The organism is Curvibacter delicatus NBRC 14919, assembly GCF_001592265.1.
In the GTDB taxonomy this organism is placed as follows: Bacteria; Pseudomonadota; Gammaproteobacteria; order Burkholderiales; family Burkholderiaceae_C; genus Hylemonella; species Hylemonella delicata.
In genome coordinates this window covers 60,266-78,162 of sequence record NZ_BCWP01000018.1, presented here as the reverse complement: position 1 = coordinate 78,162, position 17,897 = coordinate 60,266, and the positions used below count along the sequence as shown (strand labels likewise).

The 17,897-nt window shown below is 63.0% G+C and carries 19 protein-coding genes and 1 tRNA gene; 6 read left to right on the top strand and 14 right to left on the bottom strand.

The window, feature by feature from the left end; translation table 11 throughout:
• Window positions 1-211: 211 nt before the first annotated feature.
• The 3 genes from phbB to CDE01S_RS10370 all read right to left on the bottom strand — a co-directional run bounded on the left by phbB (window position 212) and on the right by CDE01S_RS10370 (window position 3,980).
• Window positions 212-949 (bottom strand): acetoacetyl-CoA reductase, encoded by a 738-nt coding sequence (gene phbB / locus CDE01S_RS10380; protein WP_066706736.1) that lies wholly within the window; start codon window positions 947-949, stop codon window positions 212-214.
• 95 nt (window positions 950-1,044) lie between these two features.
• Window positions 1,045-2,223 (bottom strand): acetyl-CoA C-acetyltransferase, encoded by a 1,179-nt coding sequence (locus tag CDE01S_RS10375; RefSeq protein WP_066706734.1) that lies wholly within the window; start codon window positions 2,221-2,223, stop codon window positions 1,045-1,047.
• A 38-nt stretch (window positions 2,224-2,261) separates the two neighbouring features.
• A complete protein-coding gene (locus CDE01S_RS10370; protein ID WP_066706731.1) occupies window positions 2,262-3,980 on the bottom strand; it encodes a PHA/PHB synthase family protein in 1,719 nt (572 codons plus the stop codon).
• Window positions 3,981-4,065: 85 nt separating this feature from the next.
• Here CDE01S_RS10370 and CDE01S_RS10365 point away from each other — a divergent pair, with 85 nt between their 5' ends.
• Window positions 4,066-4,395, top strand: coding sequence for a hypothetical protein (locus CDE01S_RS10365; RefSeq protein ID WP_066706725.1), 330 nt, complete (start codon window positions 4,066-4,068; stop codon window positions 4,393-4,395).
• Here CDE01S_RS10365 and pgeF read toward each other — a convergent pair.
• Both pgeF and maiA read right to left on the bottom strand, forming a co-directional pair.
• A complete protein-coding gene (pgeF, locus tag CDE01S_RS10360) occupies window positions 4,327-5,127 on the bottom strand; it encodes a peptidoglycan editing factor PgeF (RefSeq protein WP_066706722.1) in 801 nt (266 codons plus the stop codon). The genes CDE01S_RS10365 and pgeF overlap by 69 nt on opposite strands.
• 2 nt (window positions 5,128-5,129) lie before the next feature.
• The gene (gene maiA, locus CDE01S_RS10355; RefSeq protein WP_066706719.1) at window positions 5,130-5,795 is read right to left on the bottom strand and encodes a maleylacetoacetate isomerase; all 666 of its coding nucleotides are present in this window, start codon (window positions 5,793-5,795) and stop codon (window positions 5,130-5,132) included.
• 97 nt (window positions 5,796-5,892) lie between these two features.
• Between maiA and CDE01S_RS10350 the strand changes: the two genes are divergently transcribed.
• A complete protein-coding gene (locus tag CDE01S_RS10350; RefSeq protein WP_066706716.1) occupies window positions 5,893-8,583 on the top strand; it encodes a sensor domain-containing diguanylate cyclase in 2,691 nt (896 codons plus the stop codon).
• A gap of 74 nt (window positions 8,584-8,657) precedes the next feature.
• A complete protein-coding gene (locus CDE01S_RS10345; protein WP_066706714.1) occupies window positions 8,658-8,960 on the top strand; it encodes an antibiotic biosynthesis monooxygenase family protein in 303 nt (100 codons plus the stop codon).
• Here CDE01S_RS10345 and CDE01S_RS10340 read toward each other — a convergent pair.
• On the bottom strand, window positions 8,952-9,398 hold the full coding sequence (locus CDE01S_RS10340; protein ID WP_066706712.1) for a MarR family winged helix-turn-helix transcriptional regulator: 447 nt from the start codon (window positions 9,396-9,398) through the stop codon (window positions 8,952-8,954). The two genes, CDE01S_RS10345 and CDE01S_RS10340, sit on opposite strands and share 9 nt — an antisense overlap.
• Window positions 9,399-9,920: 522 nt before the next feature.
• Here CDE01S_RS10340 and CDE01S_RS10335 point away from each other — a divergent pair.
• From CDE01S_RS10335 to CDE01S_RS18485, 3 genes are all read left to right on the top strand, one after another.
• Window positions 9,921-10,616, top strand: a complete 696-nt coding sequence (locus tag CDE01S_RS10335; protein ID WP_066706710.1) for a fumarylacetoacetate hydrolase family protein — start codon at window positions 9,921-9,923, stop codon at window positions 10,614-10,616.
• 86 nt (window positions 10,617-10,702) lie between these two features.
• Complete coding sequence (locus tag CDE01S_RS10330) at window positions 10,703-11,248, top strand: NUDIX hydrolase (protein WP_066706708.1); 546 nt, start codon at window positions 10,703-10,705, stop codon at window positions 11,246-11,248.
• A gap of 123 nt (window positions 11,249-11,371) precedes the next feature.
• Window positions 11,372-11,548 (top strand): hypothetical protein, encoded by a 177-nt coding sequence (locus tag CDE01S_RS18485; RefSeq protein ID WP_157077101.1) that lies wholly within the window; start codon window positions 11,372-11,374, stop codon window positions 11,546-11,548.
• Window positions 11,549-11,634: 86 nt separating this feature from the next.
• On the opposite strand, the gene CDE01S_RS10325 is transcribed toward CDE01S_RS18485, so the two are convergent.
• The 8 genes from CDE01S_RS10325 to infC form a co-directional block, all read right to left on the bottom strand.
• A tRNA-Pro gene (locus CDE01S_RS10325) sits at window positions 11,635-11,711 on the bottom strand.
• Between the two features lie 40 nt (window positions 11,712-11,751).
• Entirely contained in the window at window positions 11,752-12,201 is a 450-nt protein-coding gene (locus CDE01S_RS10320; protein ID WP_066706706.1) for a MerR family transcriptional regulator, read from the bottom strand.
• Between the two features lie 104 nt (window positions 12,202-12,305).
• Complete coding sequence (locus CDE01S_RS10315; protein ID WP_066706703.1) at window positions 12,306-12,641, bottom strand: integration host factor subunit alpha; 336 nt, start codon at window positions 12,639-12,641, stop codon at window positions 12,306-12,308.
• 43 nt (window positions 12,642-12,684) lie between these two features.
• Complete coding sequence (pheT, locus tag CDE01S_RS10310) at window positions 12,685-15,117, bottom strand: phenylalanine--tRNA ligase subunit beta (protein WP_066706700.1); 2,433 nt, start codon at window positions 15,115-15,117, stop codon at window positions 12,685-12,687.
• Window positions 15,118-15,255: 138 nt separating this feature from the next.
• Window positions 15,256-16,308: a phenylalanine--tRNA ligase subunit alpha gene (gene pheS, locus CDE01S_RS10305; protein WP_066706698.1), complete on the bottom strand. Its 1,053-nt coding sequence runs from the start codon at window positions 16,306-16,308 to the stop codon at window positions 15,256-15,258.
• A 166-nt stretch (window positions 16,309-16,474) separates the two neighbouring features.
• A complete protein-coding gene (rplT, locus tag CDE01S_RS10300; protein ID WP_066706695.1) occupies window positions 16,475-16,834 on the bottom strand; it encodes a 50S ribosomal protein L20 in 360 nt (119 codons plus the stop codon).
• A gap of 25 nt (window positions 16,835-16,859) precedes the next feature.
• Entirely contained in the window at window positions 16,860-17,063 is a 204-nt protein-coding gene (rpmI, locus tag CDE01S_RS10295) for a 50S ribosomal protein L35 (protein ID WP_066706692.1), read from the bottom strand.
• A 192-nt stretch (window positions 17,064-17,255) separates the two neighbouring features.
• On the bottom strand, window positions 17,256-17,846 hold the full coding sequence (infC, locus tag CDE01S_RS10290) for a translation initiation factor IF-3 (RefSeq protein ID WP_084382831.1): 591 nt from the start codon (window positions 17,844-17,846) through the stop codon (window positions 17,256-17,258).
• Window positions 17,847-17,897: the final 51 nt, after the last annotated feature.

Genomic DNA, 17,897 nt, shown 5'->3' with positions numbered 1-17,897 from the left:
TCAGCAAATCCTTAAAGGGCTAAGCAAACCGTCCGGGGAATCGGGGGAAGCCCACACCTCCGTACTAAGGGGTGCGTCAGCGACAGCTTTGCGGAGGTGATCAACTGTGTCCGCTCATGGCCGCAATCCGTCTTCCCATCATCGAACATCGCTACGAAAACAACAAACCCCGCCACAGCGGGGTTTGTCTTTCAGGGCAGCCGCAAGCCGCTCATCCCATGTGCAGCCCACCATTGACCGAGAAGTCGGCACCGGTCGAGTAGCCCCCCTCTTCCGACGCCAGCCAGGCAATGATGGAAGCAATCTCGCTCGGCTGGCCCAGGCGCTTGACCGGGATGGTGCCGACGATCTTGTCGAGCACGTCTTCGCGGATGGCTTTCACCATGTCGGTGCCGATGTAGCCAGGGCTCACGGTGTTCACCGTCACGCCCTTGGCCGCCAACTCCTGCGCCAGCGCCATGGTGAAGCCGTGCATGCCGGCCTTGGCGGCCGAGTAGTTGGTCTGGCCGGCCTGGCCCTTCTCGCCGTTCACGCTACTGATGTTGATGATGCGACCCCAGCCGCGCTCCACCATGTCGCCCACCACCTGCTTGGTGACGTTGAACATGGAGTTGAGGTTGGTCTCGATCACGGCGTCCCAGTCTTCACGTGTCATCTTCAGGAACATGCGGTCGCGCGTGATGCCGGCGTTGTTGACCAGCACGTCGATCGGACCATGCTCGGCCTTGGCCTTGCCGAAGGCTTCCACCGTGGACTCCCACAGGCCGACGTTGCCGACCGAGGCATAAAAGGTGTAGCCCTGCGCCTTCTGCTCATCCAGCCACTTGGTGAAGTCGCGCGTCGGCCCGCAGCCGGCGATGACCTTGAAGCCTTCCTTGTGCAGGCGCTGGCAGATGGCGGTGCCGATGCCGCCCATGCCGCCGGTGACGTAGGCTATTTTCTGGCTCATGATGCTCTCCTCGTTGTAAAAATGCTATCAATTCAATAGCTGCTGGCGCATTAACTACGGGGCACAGCAGCCTGAAACACGCTCAACCTCCCAGCTCAGCGTTCGATCGTCAGCGCCACTCCCATGCCGCCGCCAATGCACAGGCTGGCAATGCCCTTCTTGGCGTCGCGGCGCTGCATCTCGTGCAGCAGCGTCACCAGGATGCGGCAGCCGGAGGCGCCGATCGGGTGGCCGATGGCAATGGCGCCACCGTTGACGTTGACCTTGCTGGTGTCCCAGCCCATCTGTTGGTTCACGGCGCAGGCCTGGGCGGCGAAGGCTTCGTTGATCTCCAGCAGGTCGAGGTCGGCCGCCTTCCAGCCGGCACGCGCCAGCGCCTTGGTGGATGCCGGCACCGGCCCCATGCCCATGGTGGCCGGGTCCAGCCCGCTGGTGGCAAAGCTGGCGATGCGGCCCAGCGGTTTCAGGCCCAGCGCGGCTGCCTTCTTTGCGGTCATCACCATCACGGCGGCAGCACCGTCGTTGATGCCGGAGGCGTTGCCGGCGGTCACACCGCCCGCCTTGTCAAAGGCCGGGCGCAGGCCGGCCAGGGCTTCGGCATTGGTCTTGCGGTTGATGAACTCGTCGTTCTCGAAGATCAGCGGATCGCCCTTCTTCTGCGCAATGCTCACCGGCACGATTTCGTCCTTGAACTTGCCGGCGTCCTGCGCGGCGGCGGCCTTCTGCTGGCTGGCCAGGGCCAGTGCGTCCTGCATGTCGCGCGTGATGCCGTACTGCTTGGCCACGTTCTCTGCCGTGATGCCCATGTGGTACTGGTTGTAGACGTCCCACAGGCCGTCAACGATCATGGAATCGATCATCTTCCAGTCGCCCATGCGCTGGCCGTCGCGCGAGCCCAGCAGCACATGCGGGCTGGCGCTCATGTTCTCCTGGCCGCCGGCAATCACGATCTCGCTGTCGCCATAGGCCACCGCCTGCGCTGCCAGCATGACGGACTTCAGGCCCGAGCCGCAGACGGCATTGATGGTCAGTGCCGGGATTTCCTTGGGCAGGCCGCTCTTCATGAGCGCCTGGCGCGCCGGGTTCTGGCCGGCGCCCGCGGCCAGAACCTGGCCCATGATGACTTCACCCACCTGGGCCGGGTCGAGCTTGGTACGCTCCAACAGCGCCTTGATGACGAGGGAGCCGAGTTCGGTGGCCGGCAGCTTGGCCAGCGAGCCGCCGAACTTGCCGACCGCGGTGCGGGCGGCGGAAACGATGACGATGTCTTCCATGGTGTCCTCCAGTATTTGATGGGTCGGTGACAGCTTGTTTACGGCGCCTTTTGCTTGACGTAGCGGCCCGGTGCCGCTTCGATCACCTTGTACTTGCCCTTGCCGTAGGTCTTGGGCGCCGCCACTTGTTTGCCGGCCTGTGCCTTGAGCCAGGCGGCCCAATCCGGCCACCAGCTGCCGGCGTGTTCCTGTGCGCCCTCAAGCCAGGCGTCCAGCGTCTTGGGCAGTTTGCCGTCGGCGCGGATCCAGTGGCTGCGCTTCTTTTTCTCCGGCGGGTTGATGACGCCGGCGATATGGCCCGAGGCACCCATGACAAAACGCTTCTTGCCCGGCAGCACCCGGGTGCTGGCATAGGCCCCGCCGATGGGCACGATGTGGTCCTCGCGCGAGCCGTAGATGTAGGCCGGAATGTCCACTTGGCGCAGATCGATCTGCTCGCCGCACACCGTGAGCTTGCCCGGTTTGACCAGGTTGTTTTCCAGGTAGGTGTTGCGCAGGTACCAGGCGTAAAACGGCCCCGGCAGGTTGGTGGCGTCGCTGTTCCAGTACAGCAGGTCGAACGGCGGCGGCGTTTCGCCCTTGAGGTAGTTGCCCACCACGTAGTTCCACACCAGGTCGTTGGGGCGCAGGAAGCTGAAGGTGGAGGCCAGGTCGCGCCCCTTCATCAGGCCGCCCTGCCCCATTTCTTGCTCACGGAAACGCACCATGGCCTCGTCGATGAAGACGTCCATGATGCCGGTCTCGGCGAAGTCGAGGAAGGTGGTGAGGAAGGTGGCGCTGTGCACCGGCTTCTCACCGCGCGCCGCCAGCACCGCCAGCGCGGTGCCCAGGATGGTGCCGCCAACGCAGAAGCCCAGCGCGTTGATGGTGGGCGCGCCGCTGATGGCCTGCACCCCATGGATGGCCTGGATGGCGGCGTCCTCAATGTAGTCGTCCCAGGTCTTGTGCGCCAGCGATTCGTCCGGGTTGCGCCAGCTCACCACGAAGGTGCGGTGGCCCTGCGCCACGGCGTAGCGGATCAACGAGTTGTCGGGCTGCAGGTCGAGGATGTAGTACTTGTTGATGCACGGCGGAATCAACAGCAAAGGACGCTCGTACACCTTGGCCGTGAGCGGCTTGTATTCGATCAGCTGGAACAGCTCGTTCTCGAACACCACGGCACCCTCGGTGGTAGCCACGTTGCGGCCGACCTCGAACTGGCTTTCGTCGGTCATGCTCACATGGCCCTGCTGCAGGTCGTGCAGCAGGTTGTGCATGCCTTTGGCCAGGCTCTCGCCCTTGGTCTCGATCGCCTTTTGCTGCGCTTCGGCATTCAGCGCCAGGAAGTTGCTCGGGGCACTGGCCGCCACCCACTGCTCGACAGCGAAGCGGATGCGGGCACGCGTCTTGGCGTCGGCCTGCACGGCGTCGGCCATCTGCATCAGCAGGCGCGCATTGAGCTGGTAGGCCGCGGCCGAGAGTGCTGCCAGCGGGTTGTCGCCCCAGGCCTTGGCCGCAAAGCGCTTGTCGGTGGATGCCGCGGCGCCGGGGCCGTGCTGCATCAGCTGCGCCAGGTCGTGCAGGTACTGCTGCTGCAGCGCCTGCAGCTTGTCGGGCGCAATGCCCACCGGGTGCTCCGGCAGAGGCAGGGCTGCTACGCCACCTTGACCAAGATCAAGCCCCTGGAAAGACTGGAACATCTTCATCCAGCTGTCGCCAAAGGTCTGCTGGAACTGCTTGGCCGCCTGGGCCCAGAATTCGGGAGTATCCTGTGTCACGCTTCGTCCTTGTGCTGCTGATCCGCGTTGCCTGTCAGTATCTCAGGCCTACCCCTTCGAAAAACTGACAGTCCTCGATTACCCCATGTTCCCGATACTGATTGCCGTTGGCTGGCTTTATGTCGCCCTGATGATGGCGGTGGCCGAAGCCACCAACACCACCGGCACCGTGCTGGGTGCGCTCATCACCTTTGTACTCTATGGTGTGGGTCCGGTGGCATTGGTGCTTTACCTGATAGGGGCGCCAGGCCGGCGCCAAGCGCGCAAGCAACGCGAAGCCGCCGAACTGGCGGCCTGGCGGGCCGGCCAGACGTCGGCAACTGAGGCCGAGAACAGCGCGGCCGGCTCAGGCCAGCCAGACGCAGGCGGCCATGCGCCCGCTGACACCGTCACGCCGGTGCGAAAAGAACCGTGACGGGTTGCTCAACGTACACCAAGTGCGGCTGCCGTCATTGCCAGACACCTGGCTGATGCCCAGCGCCGCCAGACGCTGACGCGCCAACGCCGGCAGATCGGCCAGCCACTTGCCCGCGGTGGATGCGGGGCGAAAGCAGGCAGCAGCCCGCGGGTCATGCGCCTCGAACGCGGCTTTGACCTCCGGCCCGACCTCAAAGGCCTCCGGCCCGATGCAGGGGCCCAGCCACGCTATTATTTTTGTAGCGTCCGGCGCATGTAGATCGGCGTCTTCAGCCCAAAAATGCTTGAAAACCGACTCCAGCACGCCGCTGCCCCCCTGCCCCGCCAGGCCGCGCCAGCCAGCGTGCGCCGCCGCGACAAAACTGCCCTGCGTGTCGGTGAACAGCACCGGCAAGCAGTCGGCCACCATGATGGTGCAGGCGACACCCCGTTCACGCGTGAAGCAGGCATCGGCCTGCGTGCCGTGGGCGGTGTGGCCGTCCAGCGCCACCACGCCGCTGCCGTGCACCTGCGACAGGAATACCGGCCGCGCCGCCATGGCGTCATGGAGCACGGCCCGATTCGCCCCCACGGCCAGAATATCGTCCCCCACATGGTCGCCCAGATTCAGGCTGTCGTAGGGTGGCTGCGAACGGCCGCCGGCGCGCGTGGTGCAGACGGCCCGCACCCGGGCCGGTGCCGGCCACTGGGGGATCAGCCAGTCTGGGTGCAGGTGCGCCGGAGCAGACAAACTCAGGCCTCGTTGTCGGGACAGTTGGCCGGCTGCGCCTGCTGGAAGGCCGGCAGCTGCATGCAGGCGTCGAACGCCGCCATGGTCAAGGGCAGGCCGTCGAGGTTCACGTCAAAGCGTTGGCCGTTGAATATCTGCGGCACCAGGCAGCAGTCGGCCAGCGTGGGCGTGTCACCCCAGCAATAGACCGAAGGCTTGAGTCCGGCCTGCCGGCGCTGCGCATCCAGCGTGGCAAGTTGCCGCTCGAAGCTCTCCAGCCCGGTGCGCACCCAGTGGCGGTACCAGATGTTCTTGGCTTCCTCTTCCACCTTGAGTTCGCGCATGAGGTACTTGAGCACACGCAGGTTGTTGAGGGGATGGATCTCACAGGCAATGGATTGCGCCAAGGCCCGCACCTTGGCACGCCCCAGCGCATCGGCCGGCAGCAGCGGCGGCTGCGGATGGGTTTCGTCCAAGTACTCGATGATGGCCATGGACTGTGACAGCCGTTCGCCGTCGACTTCCAGCAGCGGCACCAGGCCATCGGACGAGATGCCCGTGTACTCGGGCAGCTTGTGGTCGCCACGCGCCAGGTGCACCGGGATGTACTCGTAGCTCAGCCCCTTGAGGGCCAGCGCGATGCGCACGCGGAACGAGGCGGAAGAACGAAAGTAGTTGTGCAGCTTCATGGCATGGAGGATAAACCGGAAACAGCCCCGTCACGCCCCCGTAAAAGCAGGGCTCACCCGGGCCCGTACTTCGTAAAATGGAGGGTTGAAAACCGACATGTCCAGCACCGACGCGCCTCCTGCGAATCCGCCTGGATTCGTCCAGCGCTACGCACACCGGCTGCGCGCTGTGCTGTCGGCCTGCGCCTCCCTGTGGGATCTCGTGCTGCTGGGCGCCCTGCTGCTGACGCTGATCTGGAGTGTTGTGCTGTGGGAGAGTCGGCGCACCGAAGCGGAGCGCCTCGACGATTTCAGCCAGAACCTGACGCACCTGACCGAAATCCTGGACGAGACCCTGGTACGGCAGCTCGACGGCATCGACAACGCGCTGCTCATCCTGCGCGAGGACTACCTGAGGAACAAGGCCGACCTGATGCGCACGGTCGGCTTGCTGCGCCATGGCCCGCTCAAGGGGCTGAACGTGAGCGTGACGGTGATCGGGCGTACCGGCTACACGGAAAGCAGCGACGTTCCCGACTACCGGACACCGATGTATCTGGGCGACCGCCCGCATTTCCGCCACTTTGCCAATGGCGGTGCCGACCGGCTCTACATCAGCGAACCGATGCAGGGCCGCCTCACCCAGCGCTGGGGTATCCAGTTGTCGCGCCCCATCGTGGGCCCGAACGGGCAGTTCCTCGGTGTGATCGTGATTGTCCTGTCGCCCGAGGAGCTGACCCGCTTCATCCAGCCGCTGGCGATCAGCGCAGACACCGTCATGTCGGTGTTCTCCACCGACGGCATCCTGCTGAGCCGTTCACGCGATCTGCCGCAGTACCTGGGCAGCCGGCTTTCCAGCCGGCTTTTGGCGGAGTTCATGCGCGAGCCCGAAGGCTTCGCCATCACCCGCTCGTCGTTTGACCACATCGAGCGTGGCCGGGCCCACCACTGGGTGGTGGCTTATCCTTTGCTGCTGGTGGTGGCGCGCTCACCCGAGGCGGTCTACGCCGCCATCAGCGCCCAGCAACGTCTGCTGCAGCTGCTGGGCGCAGGGGCCAGCCTGGTGGTGCTGGCCTCACTGACCTGGATCGGGCGCACGCTGCACCAGCGCATCCAGGCAGAAGCCCGCCTGAACAGTGAACACGCCCACCTGGTCGAAGCCCAGCGCATCGCCCACCTGGGCAGTTGGGAATACGACCTGGCCGCCGACCGCTGGACCTGGTCGGACGAGGTGTTCCGCATGCTCGAAATCGAACGGGGGCGCGGCGAAGCCGCTTCGCGCGTGCTGTTCACGCTGGTGCACCCGGAAGACCGCCACAGCGTCGGCCAGACCTATGCACGCGCCTTGAAGAACCAGGTGCCGTTCGATATCAGCTACCGCCTGCGCATGGCCGACGGGCGCCTCAAATGGCTGCATGCCCGCGGCAGCCCCAGCCTGAATGCAGCAGGCCAGGCCGTGATGGCCGGCACCGTGCAGGACATCACGGCCGCCAAGTATGAAGAAGCCGCACGCGAAGCCCTGTCACGCGAACGGCTGCTGCTGCTTGAATCCACGGGCCAAGGCATCTATGGCATGGACCGCGATGGCCTGTGCCCCTTCATCAACCAGTCCGCCAGCCGGATGCTGGGCTACGCGGTGGCAGACATCATCGGTCGCAACATCCACGAGCTGGTGCATTACAAACGCGCTGATGGCTCGCCTTATCCGCTACAGGACTGCCCGGTGCACCAGACGTCGATCTCCGGCGAGCCGATCCAGTCGGTCGAGGAAGTCTTCTGGCGCAAGGACGGCACGCCGCTGCCGGTCGAATACTCGGCGCATCCGATCCGTGACGCCGAGCAGCTCACGGGCACGGTGGTCATCTTCTCCGACATCAGCGAACGGCGACGCAATGAGGCCGAAATGCGCATTGCGGCCACCGCCTTCGAAACCCAGGAAGGCATCTTCATCACCGACGCCGATGGCCTGATCCTGCGCGTCAACAGCGCTTTCAGCGCCATCACCGGCTACACCGCAGCCGAGGCAGTGGGCAAGAACCCGCGTTTTCGCAGTTCGGGGCGCCACGACAATGCCTTCTACGCCGCGATGTGGACCCGCCTGCAGACAACAGGCGTGTGGAAAGGCGAGATCTGGAACCGCCGCAAAAACGGCGAAATCTACCCGGAGTCCGCCACCATCACTGCCGTGCGGGGCGACAACAATGCCGTGAGCCACTACGTCGCCACGCTGCACGACATCACTGAACGCAAGGCGGCCGAGGAGGAAATCCATCAACTGGCCTTTTTCGACCCGCTGACCGCACTCCCGAACCGCCGGCTGCTGCAGGACCGGCTGGAACAGGCCCTGGCCACCAGCAGCCGCAGCCAGCACCATGGCGCTGTGCTGTTCATCGACCTGGACAAGTTCAAGCAGCTCAATGACACCTTGGGCCACGACTACGGCGACCTGCTGCTGCAGCAGGTTGGCCAGCGCCTGCAGCACTGCGTGCGCCAGGCCGATACCGTGGCCCGCCTGGGGGGTGACGAGTTCGTCGTGCTGCTCCAGGAACTCAGCCCCCGCCTGGAAGAGGCCACCGCAGAGGCCACCCTGGTCGGCGACAAGATCATGGCAACCCTGAACCAGCCCTACGAGATCAAGGACCACATCTACCAAAGCACCCCCAGCATTGGCGCCACCCTGTTCCTGGGTCAGGCGGCCAGTGGCGACGAGTTGCTCAAACAAGCCGACCTGGCCATGTACCGCGCCAAGGGCGCTGGCCGCAACACACTGCGCTTCTTCACACCGGACATGCTCAACACCGAGACGTGAGCTGTTCGGCTGGAGCCCCGGGCGCTGACGTAGACTCGCAGGCCGGAAAACCTTTACCTTGGAGAGCCCTTCCCATGATTCTCGAACTTGCCGACATCCGCATCCACGCCGGCCAGCAGACGGCTTTTGATGAAGCCATCCAGCGCGGACTGCAGACCGTGATCAGCCAGGCCAAGGGCTTTCAGGGCTTCAAGGTCAACAAGGGCATTGAGCACCCGGAGCGTTATGTCCTGATGATCTTCTGGGACACGCTGGAAGACCATACCGTGCATTTCCGCCAGTCGCCGGCCTTTGCCGAATGGCGTGCCATCGTAGGCCCCTTCTTCGCCACCCCGCCGGTGGTGGAACACTTCGAACTGCTGGCCAAATCAGCCTGAGGCTCCGCCTTCGTGGCCTGACACCAGCTTGTCCAGCAAGGCGATGAGCTGGGCACGCTCCTGCGCATCAAGGGGCTCCAGGATTTTTGCCTGCGCGCGGGCCACGGCGCGCTTCATGCCCTGCACCGCCTGCTCCCCCTCGGGCGTCACCCACAGCAACTTGCGGCGCCGGTCCTGCGCGTCGGCTTCGCGCCGCACCCAGCCCTTGGCCTCCAGCCGCCCGATCACCGAACCGGAGGTGGCCGCATCAAAGGCCACCCGACCGGCCAGCGTGACCTGATCCTCGCCCGGCGTATCCATCAAGGCATTCAGAATGGCGAATTGCACCGGCGTGACGTCAAATGCCGCCGTCTCCTCCATGAAAACCGCATAGGAAAATTGATGCGCGCGCCGGATCAGGTGGCCAGGTGCATGCTTGTAGTCGAAGCTCTTGGGCATGGTGTCAGTCTAGGCGCTCGTTGCATCGGGTTTTCCCGATGTCCGGGCGCGCAAATCGTGTGCGTACCTATTGAAAACAACCCTGTCAAAGACGACGCGGCACATCTGGGCGGCGTCACCTACCGTATGGCCGCAGTGGCACTGGCCGCTGGACTACGGCACGACCACCCGGTTTTCATTTCAGACCGGCGATCTTCACGATATTCGATTACCTGGGGCTGACGCAAGCCATCCGCCAGCTGACCTCGGTACATCGCGCAGGGCCGGCCTCCGTTCAAGACCGCTTGCCCGTGCCGAACGTGCTGCCAGGCCCTACTGTCTAAGGTGTGCCGTTCCATGGCGGCGGCGGGAATTGCGTATACCGAAGGGCTCGTGCGTCCTGTACGATTTACGTTTGAAGGACGCCCTCTCCGTGTCTTGGCATGCCCTGCGCTTGCTGCGAAGAAAAGGTGGCGTGCTTTTCCGTTTTTTAGACCGCTCGGTGCCACAGGCCCAGGGCATCCACAAGGAAGAAAGGTTTTCATGAGCTACGTCATCACGCCTCCCGCCCCCGTGTCCGTGCCGGTGGTCGGCAGCAAGGATCGTTTTCCGGTCAATCGCATTTACTGCGTGGGACGCAACTACGTGGAACACGCCAAGGAAATGGGGTTCACCGGCCGCGAGGCCCCCTTCTTCTTCATCAAGCCGGCTGACACCTGCCTGGTACTGGAAGCCGGCCAGACCGGCACCCTGCACTACCCGAGCCTGACCAAGGATTTCCACCACGAAATCGAATTGGTGGCCTGCATCGGCACCGGTGGCAAGAACATCAAGGCGGCAGATGCCAAGAAGCACATCTACGGCTACGCCGTCGGCCTGGACATGACGCGCCGGGACCTGCAGGGCGAACAGAAGAAGCTCGGCCGCCCCTGGTGCATCGGCAAGACCTTCGACGAAGCCGCGCCGATCGGCCCCATCACGCCGGCAGCGCAGGCTGGTGATGTGGAGAATGCCGAAATCTACGTGCAGGTCAACGGCCAGGACCGGCAACGCAGCACGGTCAGCAAGCTGATCTGGAACATCGGCGAAATCATCGAACACCTGAGCACGGCCTGGGAACTGCGCCCGGGCGACCTGATCTACACCGGCACCCCGGAAGGCGTGGCGGCGGTGGTGCCCGGTGACACCTTGAGCGGCGGCGTGGCTGGCCTGGAGCCGATCACACTCAAGGTCGTCTGACCCGGGGAAGAATCAGCCTTCCCTGCCACCGGCTTCTTCAGGGCTCCGTCATCCGGAGCCCTTTTCTTTTATACACTCCGTTCACCATGCATCGCAGCCCGATCAAACACTGCCGCAATTGCGGCGTCGCCGTGGTCTACCGCATCCCCGACGATGGCGACACCAAGGAGCGCGCCATCTGTCCGGCCTGCGCCACCATCCACTACGAGAACCCGCTCAATGTGGTGGGCACCGTGCCGTACTGGGGCGACAAGATCCTGCTGTGCAAGCGCAACATCGAACCGCGTTTTGGCAAATGGACACTCCCGGCCGGGTTTCTGGAACTGGGCGAGACGACGGCACAAGGCGCCGCACGCGAAACCCATGAGGAAGCCGGTGCGCAGATCGAATTGGAAGGTCTGTTCACCATCATCAATGTCGCGCGTGTCGGCCAGGTTCACATGTTCTACCGGGCTCGTTTGCTGAGCGACCAGTTCGATCCCGGCTTTGAAACCATCGAAGCCCAGCTTTATGCCGAAGATGAAATCCCCTGGGACGAAATCGCCTTCCGGACGGTGAAGGAAACCCTGGAACACTTTTTCGCCGACCGACGTCGAGGCCAGTTCCAGATCCACGATGTGGACATCGTCTGAACCGTGCACGTGAGCCGTTTTCACCCACCAATTCGGCGTATCAAATTGAAACAATTCAGGTTCAAATACGACATGGTGGCGTGATACCTTACGTCATTCCGCCCATCGGCAACAGGTTGAAACATGAAACGGCAACAGCACTTCTGGAACGTTGATCTCATTGAGCTGTCACGCGATTGGCTCAGTCAGATCGGCACGTTTCTGATGACGGCCGTGGCCTTTGTCGGCATGGCCTTGCCGGTGCTGATCCCCGCCTTCATCCTGTGGTACCTGGCAGGGTTCCCGCGGATTCCCTGGTAAAGGATCAGGCCCATCATTTGACTGCCGACACGGGCAGAAAAGACAAAAGGGTTGGCAGGAATTTCCTGCCAACCCTTTTTGATTGATGGTCGGTGTGAAAGGATTCGAACCTTCGACCCCTTGCACCCCATGCAAGTGCGCTACCAGGCTGCGCCACACACCGATCTAGCCTTGCATTATACCCTGCAGAATGGCCTGATTCTTCAAGGCGCAGAGAGTAAATCCCGAATTTCCGACAGCTCACGGCGCACCAGATACAGTTTGTCCGCGTCCACCATCGACAAGTCATCCGGCTGGCTGTCGACGAAGTCGGCCATGTCGTCGTCAGCGTTCATCTCCAGGACATCCACGCCGTCCAGCTGGACCTCACCGTTGCGCTTCTTTTCGCGCTCGACCTGCAGCAATTCCTGCATCTTGTTGCGCGCGCCGCTGATGGTGAAGCCCTGGTCGTAGAGCAGGTCGCGGATGCGGCGGATCATCAGCACCTCGTGGTGCTGGTAATAACGGCGGTTGCCACGCCGCTTCATCGGGCGCAGTTGCGTGAATTCCTGCTCCCAATACCGTAGCACGTGAGGCTTGACACCACACAGGTCACCGACCTCACCGATGGTGAAGTAGCGTTTGGCGGGGATGGGAGGGAGCGCTTTCTCCATTGAAATCAATGCTGTACGAGAGAAAGCTGCAAGGTTACTCTAAGTCGAGGCCGGATGCAAAGCCTGTTTGCACGAAATCGGCCCCAACCCGCAGACTGTTGATCTCAGGCCGCCGGAGGCGTACGCCCTTCTTCCTGGATCTGTTCCTTGAGCTTGTGGCTGGCGTGAAACGTCACCACACGGCGGGCCTCGATCGGAATCGCTTCACCGGTGCGCGGATTGCGGCCGGGACGCGGTGCCTTGGTCCGGATCTGGAAATTGCCGAAGCCGGAAATCTTGACGTCATGGCCTTCCACCAGGCTGTCCGCCACCAGGTCGAAGAAGGCGTCAATCATGTCCTTCGATTCGCGCTTGTTCAGCCCGATCTGTTCGAACAGCAGCTCTGCCAGCTGCGCCTTGGTCAGCGCCGGTGTTTCCAGACTTTCAACCGTGATTTCCATGATGTCTGCTGTCTCTTGTTGCTTTTGATGTTCCAGACCCGGCTCAGGCCCGCAGGCGCGCGCCCAACTGACTTGCCAACTGACCCAGCACGGCCTGCACGGCCGATTCAATCTGCTCCTCGGTCAGCGTCGCCTCTTCGCCATTCAGCGTGAGGCGCACCGCCAGGCTCTTCTCGCCTTCGCCCAAGCCGGCCGATGCCGCTCCCGGCTTGGCCCGGTAGACGTCGAACAGTATCGCATCCCGCAGCAGCCCCTGCGTCGGCGCGGCCCAGATGGCCTGCATCAGGGCCGCATGGCTGGTCGACTCGGCCACGATGACCGCAATGTCGCGCTCCACCGGCTGGTGCTTGGCCACACCGCTGAAAGCGGCCACGCCGCGTTGCAGCACGGCATCGAGCTCCAGTTCGAACATCACCGGCACCACGGCCAGGTCATAACCTTGGCGCCAGCGCGGGTGCAACTCGCCGACAAAACCGATGGTCTGGCCACCCAGCAGCACTTTGGCACAGCGGCCCGGGTGCATGGCCGGATGCGTTGCCGGCTCGAATGTGGCTTTCAGCGGCGACAGCAAGGCCTCAACATCGCCCTTGACGTCGTAGAAATCGACACTGCGCTCCTTGCCTGCCCACTGCAGGCCATCCACCGCACCACAAGCCATACCGGCCACGCGCATCGGCTGGTCGAAGCCTTCGACCGTGGTGTCGCTGTTCTTCACCGAGACATCGCGCAGGAACACCCGCCCCAACTCGAACACGCGCACGCGTGAGGCCTTGCGGTCCAGGTTGAACTTCAGCACCTGCAACAGCGAACCGAGCAGCGAAGAGCGCATGACGTTCATCTGGCTGGCGATCGGGTTCAGCAGCTTGATCGGATCCGGGTTGCCGGCGAGTTCATGCTCCCAGCGCTCCTCGACGAAGCTGTAGTTGATGGTTTCCTGATAGCCCTGCGCGGCCAACGAACGGCGCACGGCAAACTGGCTGCGTTGCGCCTCTGGGCGGCTTTTGGCCACCACGGGGGCCTGCGGCGGCGTGTGCGGCAGCTTGTCGTAGCCCACCATGCGCGCCACCTCTTCAATGAGGTCTTCCTCGATCTGCAGGTCGAAACGGTACAACGGCGGTGTCACGGTGATGCTGCCGTCCGTCTGCGTCAACGGCAGGCCCAGGCGGGCCAGCGCATCCGCGCACTGTGCCTGTGTCACCGGCATGCCGATGATCTTGGCCGCGCGCGCCGCACGCAGCGTCACCGGCTGCGCTTGCGGCATCTTGACCTGATGGTCGTCGATGGGGCCGCACACGGTGTCGGGCGTGCCGCAGATGTCGATGATGAGCTGGGTGATGCGCTCGATGTGCTCCACCGTCAGTTGCGGGTCGACACCGCGTTCGAAACGGTGGCCAGCATCGGTAGCGAAGTTGTAGCGGCGCGAACGGCCGGCAATGGCACGGGGCCACCAGAAGGCGGCCTCGACATAAACGTTCTTCGTGTCATCCGACACAGCGGTGGCGTCGCCACCCATGATGCCGGCCAGCGATTCGACCTGCACATCATCGGCAATCACGCCCACTTCGCCGTCCACCGTGACGGTGTTGCCGTTGAGTAGCTTGAGCTGTTCGCCCGGCTTGCCCCAGCGCACGTCCAGCGCACCGTGAATCTTGTCAAGATCGAAGATGTGCGACGGGCGGCCATACTCGAACATCACGTAGTTGGAGATGTCCACCAGCGCCGTCACGCTGCGCTGGCCGCAACGGGCCAGGCGGTCCACCATCCACTGCGGTGTGGCAGCTTGGGTGTTCACGTTGCGCACAATGCGGCCGGAGAAACGGCCGCACAGGTCAGGCGCACTCACCTTCACCGGCAGCTTGTCGGTATTGCCCACGGCCACTGGCGGGAAGCTCGGCGCTTTCAACGGCGCACCGGTCAGCGCGGCCACTTCACGGGCCACGCCGTAGACGCTGAGGCAGTGTGCCAAGTTCGGCGTCAGTTTCAGCGTGAAGAGCATGTCGTCCAGATTCAGATGGGTGCGGATGTCCTGGCCAATGGGCGCATCAGCAGCCAGCTCCAGCAGGCCGCCATGGTCTTCGGACAGTTTCAGTTCGCGTGCCGAGCACAGCATGCCCTGGCTTTCCACACCGCGCAGCTTGCCCAGCTTGATCAGAAAGGGCTTGCCATCGTCACCGGGCGGCAGTTCCGCGCCAACAAGAGCGCACGGCACCTTGATGCCCAAGCGCGCATTGGGCGCGCCGCAGACGATGTTGAGCAAGCTGCCCTGCCCCACATCCACCTGGCAGACGCGCAGGCGATCGGCGTTGGGATGCTGCACAGCTTCCTTGATCTCGCCGACAACGATCTTGGTGAACGGCGGCGCCACCGGGCGCAGCTCTTCCACTTCGAGACCCGCCATGGTCAGGGTATCGGCCAGTTGCTGGGTAGAGAGCGTCGGGTTGCAGAATTCGCGCAGCCAGGATTCCGGGAATTGCATAGAGGGGTCTCAGCTTGATTCGTTAGTGCGTTTGGGTACCCATGCGCGGAACACCGTGGAGCCGGCTTCGCCGGGCCACTGGTGTTGCCCCCTGGAGGGGGTGACGCGCCGCAAGGCGCGGCTCAGGGGTGTATCTGATCATCGGAATTGGGAGAGAAAACGAATGTCACCGTCGAAAAACAGGCGCAGATCGTTGACGCCGTAGCGCAGCATGGTGAAACGGTCCAGCCCCATGCCGAAGGCAAAGCCGATGTGCTTCTCCGGGTCCAGCCCCATGTTGCGCACCACGTTCGGGTGCACCTGGCCTGAACCGGCCACTTCCAGCCAGCGGCCGGCCAGCGGCCCGCTCTGGAACTGGATGTCGATCTCGGCGCTGGGTTCGGTGAAGGGAAAGAAGCTGGGGCGGAAGCGCAGCACCAGATCGTCGCGTTCGAAGAAAACGCGGCAGAACTCGGTGAAGAGGAACTTGAGGTCCTTGAAACTCACGTTCTCGCCGATCCACAGGCCTTCGCACTGGTGGAACATGGGCGAGTGGGTGGCATCGCTGTCCACGCGGTAAGTACGGCCCGGGCAGATGACCCGGATCTCTGGCATGGGCTGGCCGGCTTCGATCAGCGCGCGGTGCTGCTTGACGTGCTGCAGCGCGTGGCGCACCTGCACCGGGCTGGTGTGCGTGCGCAGCAGGTTGGGCGCCTTCTCGCTGCCACCTTCGACATAGAAGGTGTCGTGCATGGAACGCGCGGGATGGTCTTCCGGCGTGTTGAGCGCGGTGAAGTTAAACCAGTCAGCCTCGATCTCGGGACCCTGTGCCACTTCGAAGCCCATGGAGCCGAAGATGGCCTCCAGACGCTCCATGGTCAGCGAGACCGGGTGCAGGCCACCGTTGCCGCGGGCACGGCCGGGCAGCGTGACGTCCAGCGCCTCGGCCTGCAGCTGGGCCTGCAGCTCGGCTTCGGCCAGGGCTTGGCGCCGTTCATTCAGTGCGGCTTCGATCGCCTGTTTGGCCACGTTGATGGCGGCACCACGCGATTTCTTTTCTTCCACGCTCAGGGCCGCCATGCCCTTCATCAGCTCGGTGATGCGCCCGGCCTTGCCCAGAAAGCGCGCCTTGGCGTTTTCCAGGTCGACCGGGGTGGTGGCCTTGACAAAGGCCGTTTTCGCGCTGTCGACGATGGCGTCCAACTCGTTCATGTTCACATCCGCTTATGCAAAGAGATCAGGACATCAGGGTCGGCACCGCCCACCCCCATCTCCTGATCGCTTTTGAAATGACAAAGGGCTAAAGCTCTTTTAAAGCTCTAGCCCTTGTTTCTTGAGCGTGAGGTGCTATCGAAAAAATAGCACCTCTGCGTGAAGATCAAGCAGCCAGCTTGGCCTTGACTTGCTCCACGATGCCGGCGAAGGCAGCCATGTCGTGCACAGCGATATCGGCCAGCACCTTGCGGTCGATCTCGATCTGGGCCTTCTTCAGGCCGTTGGCGAACTGGCTGTAGGTCATGCCGCACTGACGGGCTGCCGCGTTGATACGGGCAATCCACAGCTGACGGAAGACACGCTTCTTGGTACGGCGGTCACGGTAGGCATATTGCCCGGCCTTCATCACCGCTTCTTTGGCGATGCGGAAGACGTTACCGCGGCGACCGCGGAAGCCCTTGGCAAGGGCGAGAACTTTCTTATGGCGGGCGCGAGCCGTTACACCACGTTTGACGCGAGGCATTTGATTACTCCTTGTTCGTCGTTAATTAAATGCCCTGGCCGGGCAGCATCTGTGCCATGTGACCCATATTGGTCTCATGCACCGTCACCGCGCCACGCAGATGGCGTTTATTTTTGGTGGTCTTCTTGGTCAGAATGTGACGCTTGAAGGCTTGACCGCGCTTGACGGTACCACCGGGACGAACGCGGAAGCGTTTCTTCGCCGCGCTCTTGGTCTTCATCTTGGGCATTGGAATGCTCCTTTTACTTTGTGCTCGTGAGGCGCCGGAAACCCATTCCGGACTTGTTGGCCCCGAGCCACTTGTGTGGCGGGCACGAAACCCACCACTTGTGCAGTGAATCCTGGGATTCACCACTTTTCGGGAAAGCTCTCGCCTTCCCGGCGATTTCCGCCGGCGAACAAACCGACAGAAAACGAATCTTTACGACGCTGCTTCGGCAGCCGGCTTGGGCGCTGCGCCACCCGCCTTCTTCTTGCCCGGCGCGATCATCATGATCATCTGCCGGCCTTCCAGCTTGGGGAACTGCTCAACAATGATCAGGTCCGCCAAGTCATCGCGCATGCGGTTAAGCAGCGCCATGCCAATTTCCTGGTGTGTGATCTCGCGACCACGGAAGCGCAAGGTAATCTTGCACTTGTCACCGTCTTCCAAGAAGCGCTTGATATTGCGCAACTTGATGTTGTAGTCACCATCGTCGGTACCAGGCCGGAACTTGATTTCCTTGACCTCGATGACCTTCTGCTTCGATTTCGCCTCGGCGGCCTTCTTCTGCTCCTGGAACTTGAACTTGCCGTAGTCCATCAGGCGGCAGACGGGCGGATTGGCGGTGGCCACGGTTTCAATCAGGTCCACATCCATCTCGCCTGCCAATCGCAGGGCCTCTGCCAGACTCACCACACCCATGGGCTCATTATCCGGACCCGAGATCCGTACTTCGGGCGCCATGATTTCACGGTTCAGGCGGTGCTTGCGTTCTTCGCGCTGGCGGCGATCACGAAATTCAGTAGCGATGGTTCAATCCTTCACATTTCTTGCCACAAAACGTGGCGTCAACCGTCCTGT

Bases quoted from the DNA above. Each gene is read 5' to 3' on its own strand.
- CDE01S_RS10345 (WP_066706714.1), top strand. From the start codon at position 8,658: ATGATTCTCGAACTTGCCGACATCCGCATCCACGCCGGCCAGCAGACG.
- rplT (WP_066706695.1), bottom strand. From the start codon at position 16,834: ATGCCTCGCGTCAAACGTGGTGTAACGGCTCGCGCCCGCCATAAGAAA.
- CDE01S_RS18485 (WP_157077101.1), top strand. From the start codon at position 11,372: ATGAAACGGCAACAGCACTTCTGGAACGTTGATCTCATTGAGCTGTCA.
- pheT (WP_066706700.1), bottom strand. From the start codon at position 15,117: ATGCAATTCCCGGAATCCTGGCTGCGCGAATTCTGCAACCCGACGCTC.
- CDE01S_RS10330 (WP_066706708.1), top strand. From the start codon at position 10,703: ATGCATCGCAGCCCGATCAAACACTGCCGCAATTGCGGCGTCGCCGTG.
- CDE01S_RS10335 (WP_066706710.1), top strand. From the start codon at position 9,921: ATGAGCTACGTCATCACGCCTCCCGCCCCCGTGTCCGTGCCGGTGGTC.
- maiA (WP_066706719.1), bottom strand. From the start codon at position 5,795: ATGAAGCTGCACAACTACTTTCGTTCTTCCGCCTCGTTCCGCGTGCGC.
- CDE01S_RS10340 (WP_066706712.1), bottom strand. From the start codon at position 9,398: ATGCCCAAGAGCTTCGACTACAAGCATGCACCTGGCCACCTGATCCGG.
- rpmI (WP_066706692.1), bottom strand. From the start codon at position 17,063: ATGCCCAAGATGAAGACCAAGAGCGCGGCGAAGAAACGCTTCCGCGTT.
- CDE01S_RS10350 (WP_066706716.1), top strand. From the start codon at position 5,893: ATGTCCAGCACCGACGCGCCTCCTGCGAATCCGCCTGGATTCGTCCAG.
- CDE01S_RS10375 (WP_066706734.1), bottom strand. From the start codon at position 2,223: ATGGAAGACATCGTCATCGTTTCCGCCGCCCGCACCGCGGTCGGCAAG.
- phbB (WP_066706736.1), bottom strand. From the start codon at position 949: ATGAGCCAGAAAATAGCCTACGTCACCGGCGGCATGGGCGGCATCGGC.
- pheS (WP_066706698.1), bottom strand. From the start codon at position 16,308: ATGAACGAGTTGGACGCCATCGTCGACAGCGCGAAAACGGCCTTTGTC.
- CDE01S_RS10315 (WP_066706703.1), bottom strand. From the start codon at position 12,641: ATGGAAATCACGGTTGAAAGTCTGGAAACACCGGCGCTGACCAAGGCG.
- CDE01S_RS10320 (WP_066706706.1), bottom strand. From the start codon at position 12,201: ATGGAGAAAGCGCTCCCTCCCATCCCCGCCAAACGCTACTTCACCATC.
- CDE01S_RS10365 (WP_066706725.1), top strand. From the start codon at position 4,066: ATGTTCCCGATACTGATTGCCGTTGGCTGGCTTTATGTCGCCCTGATG.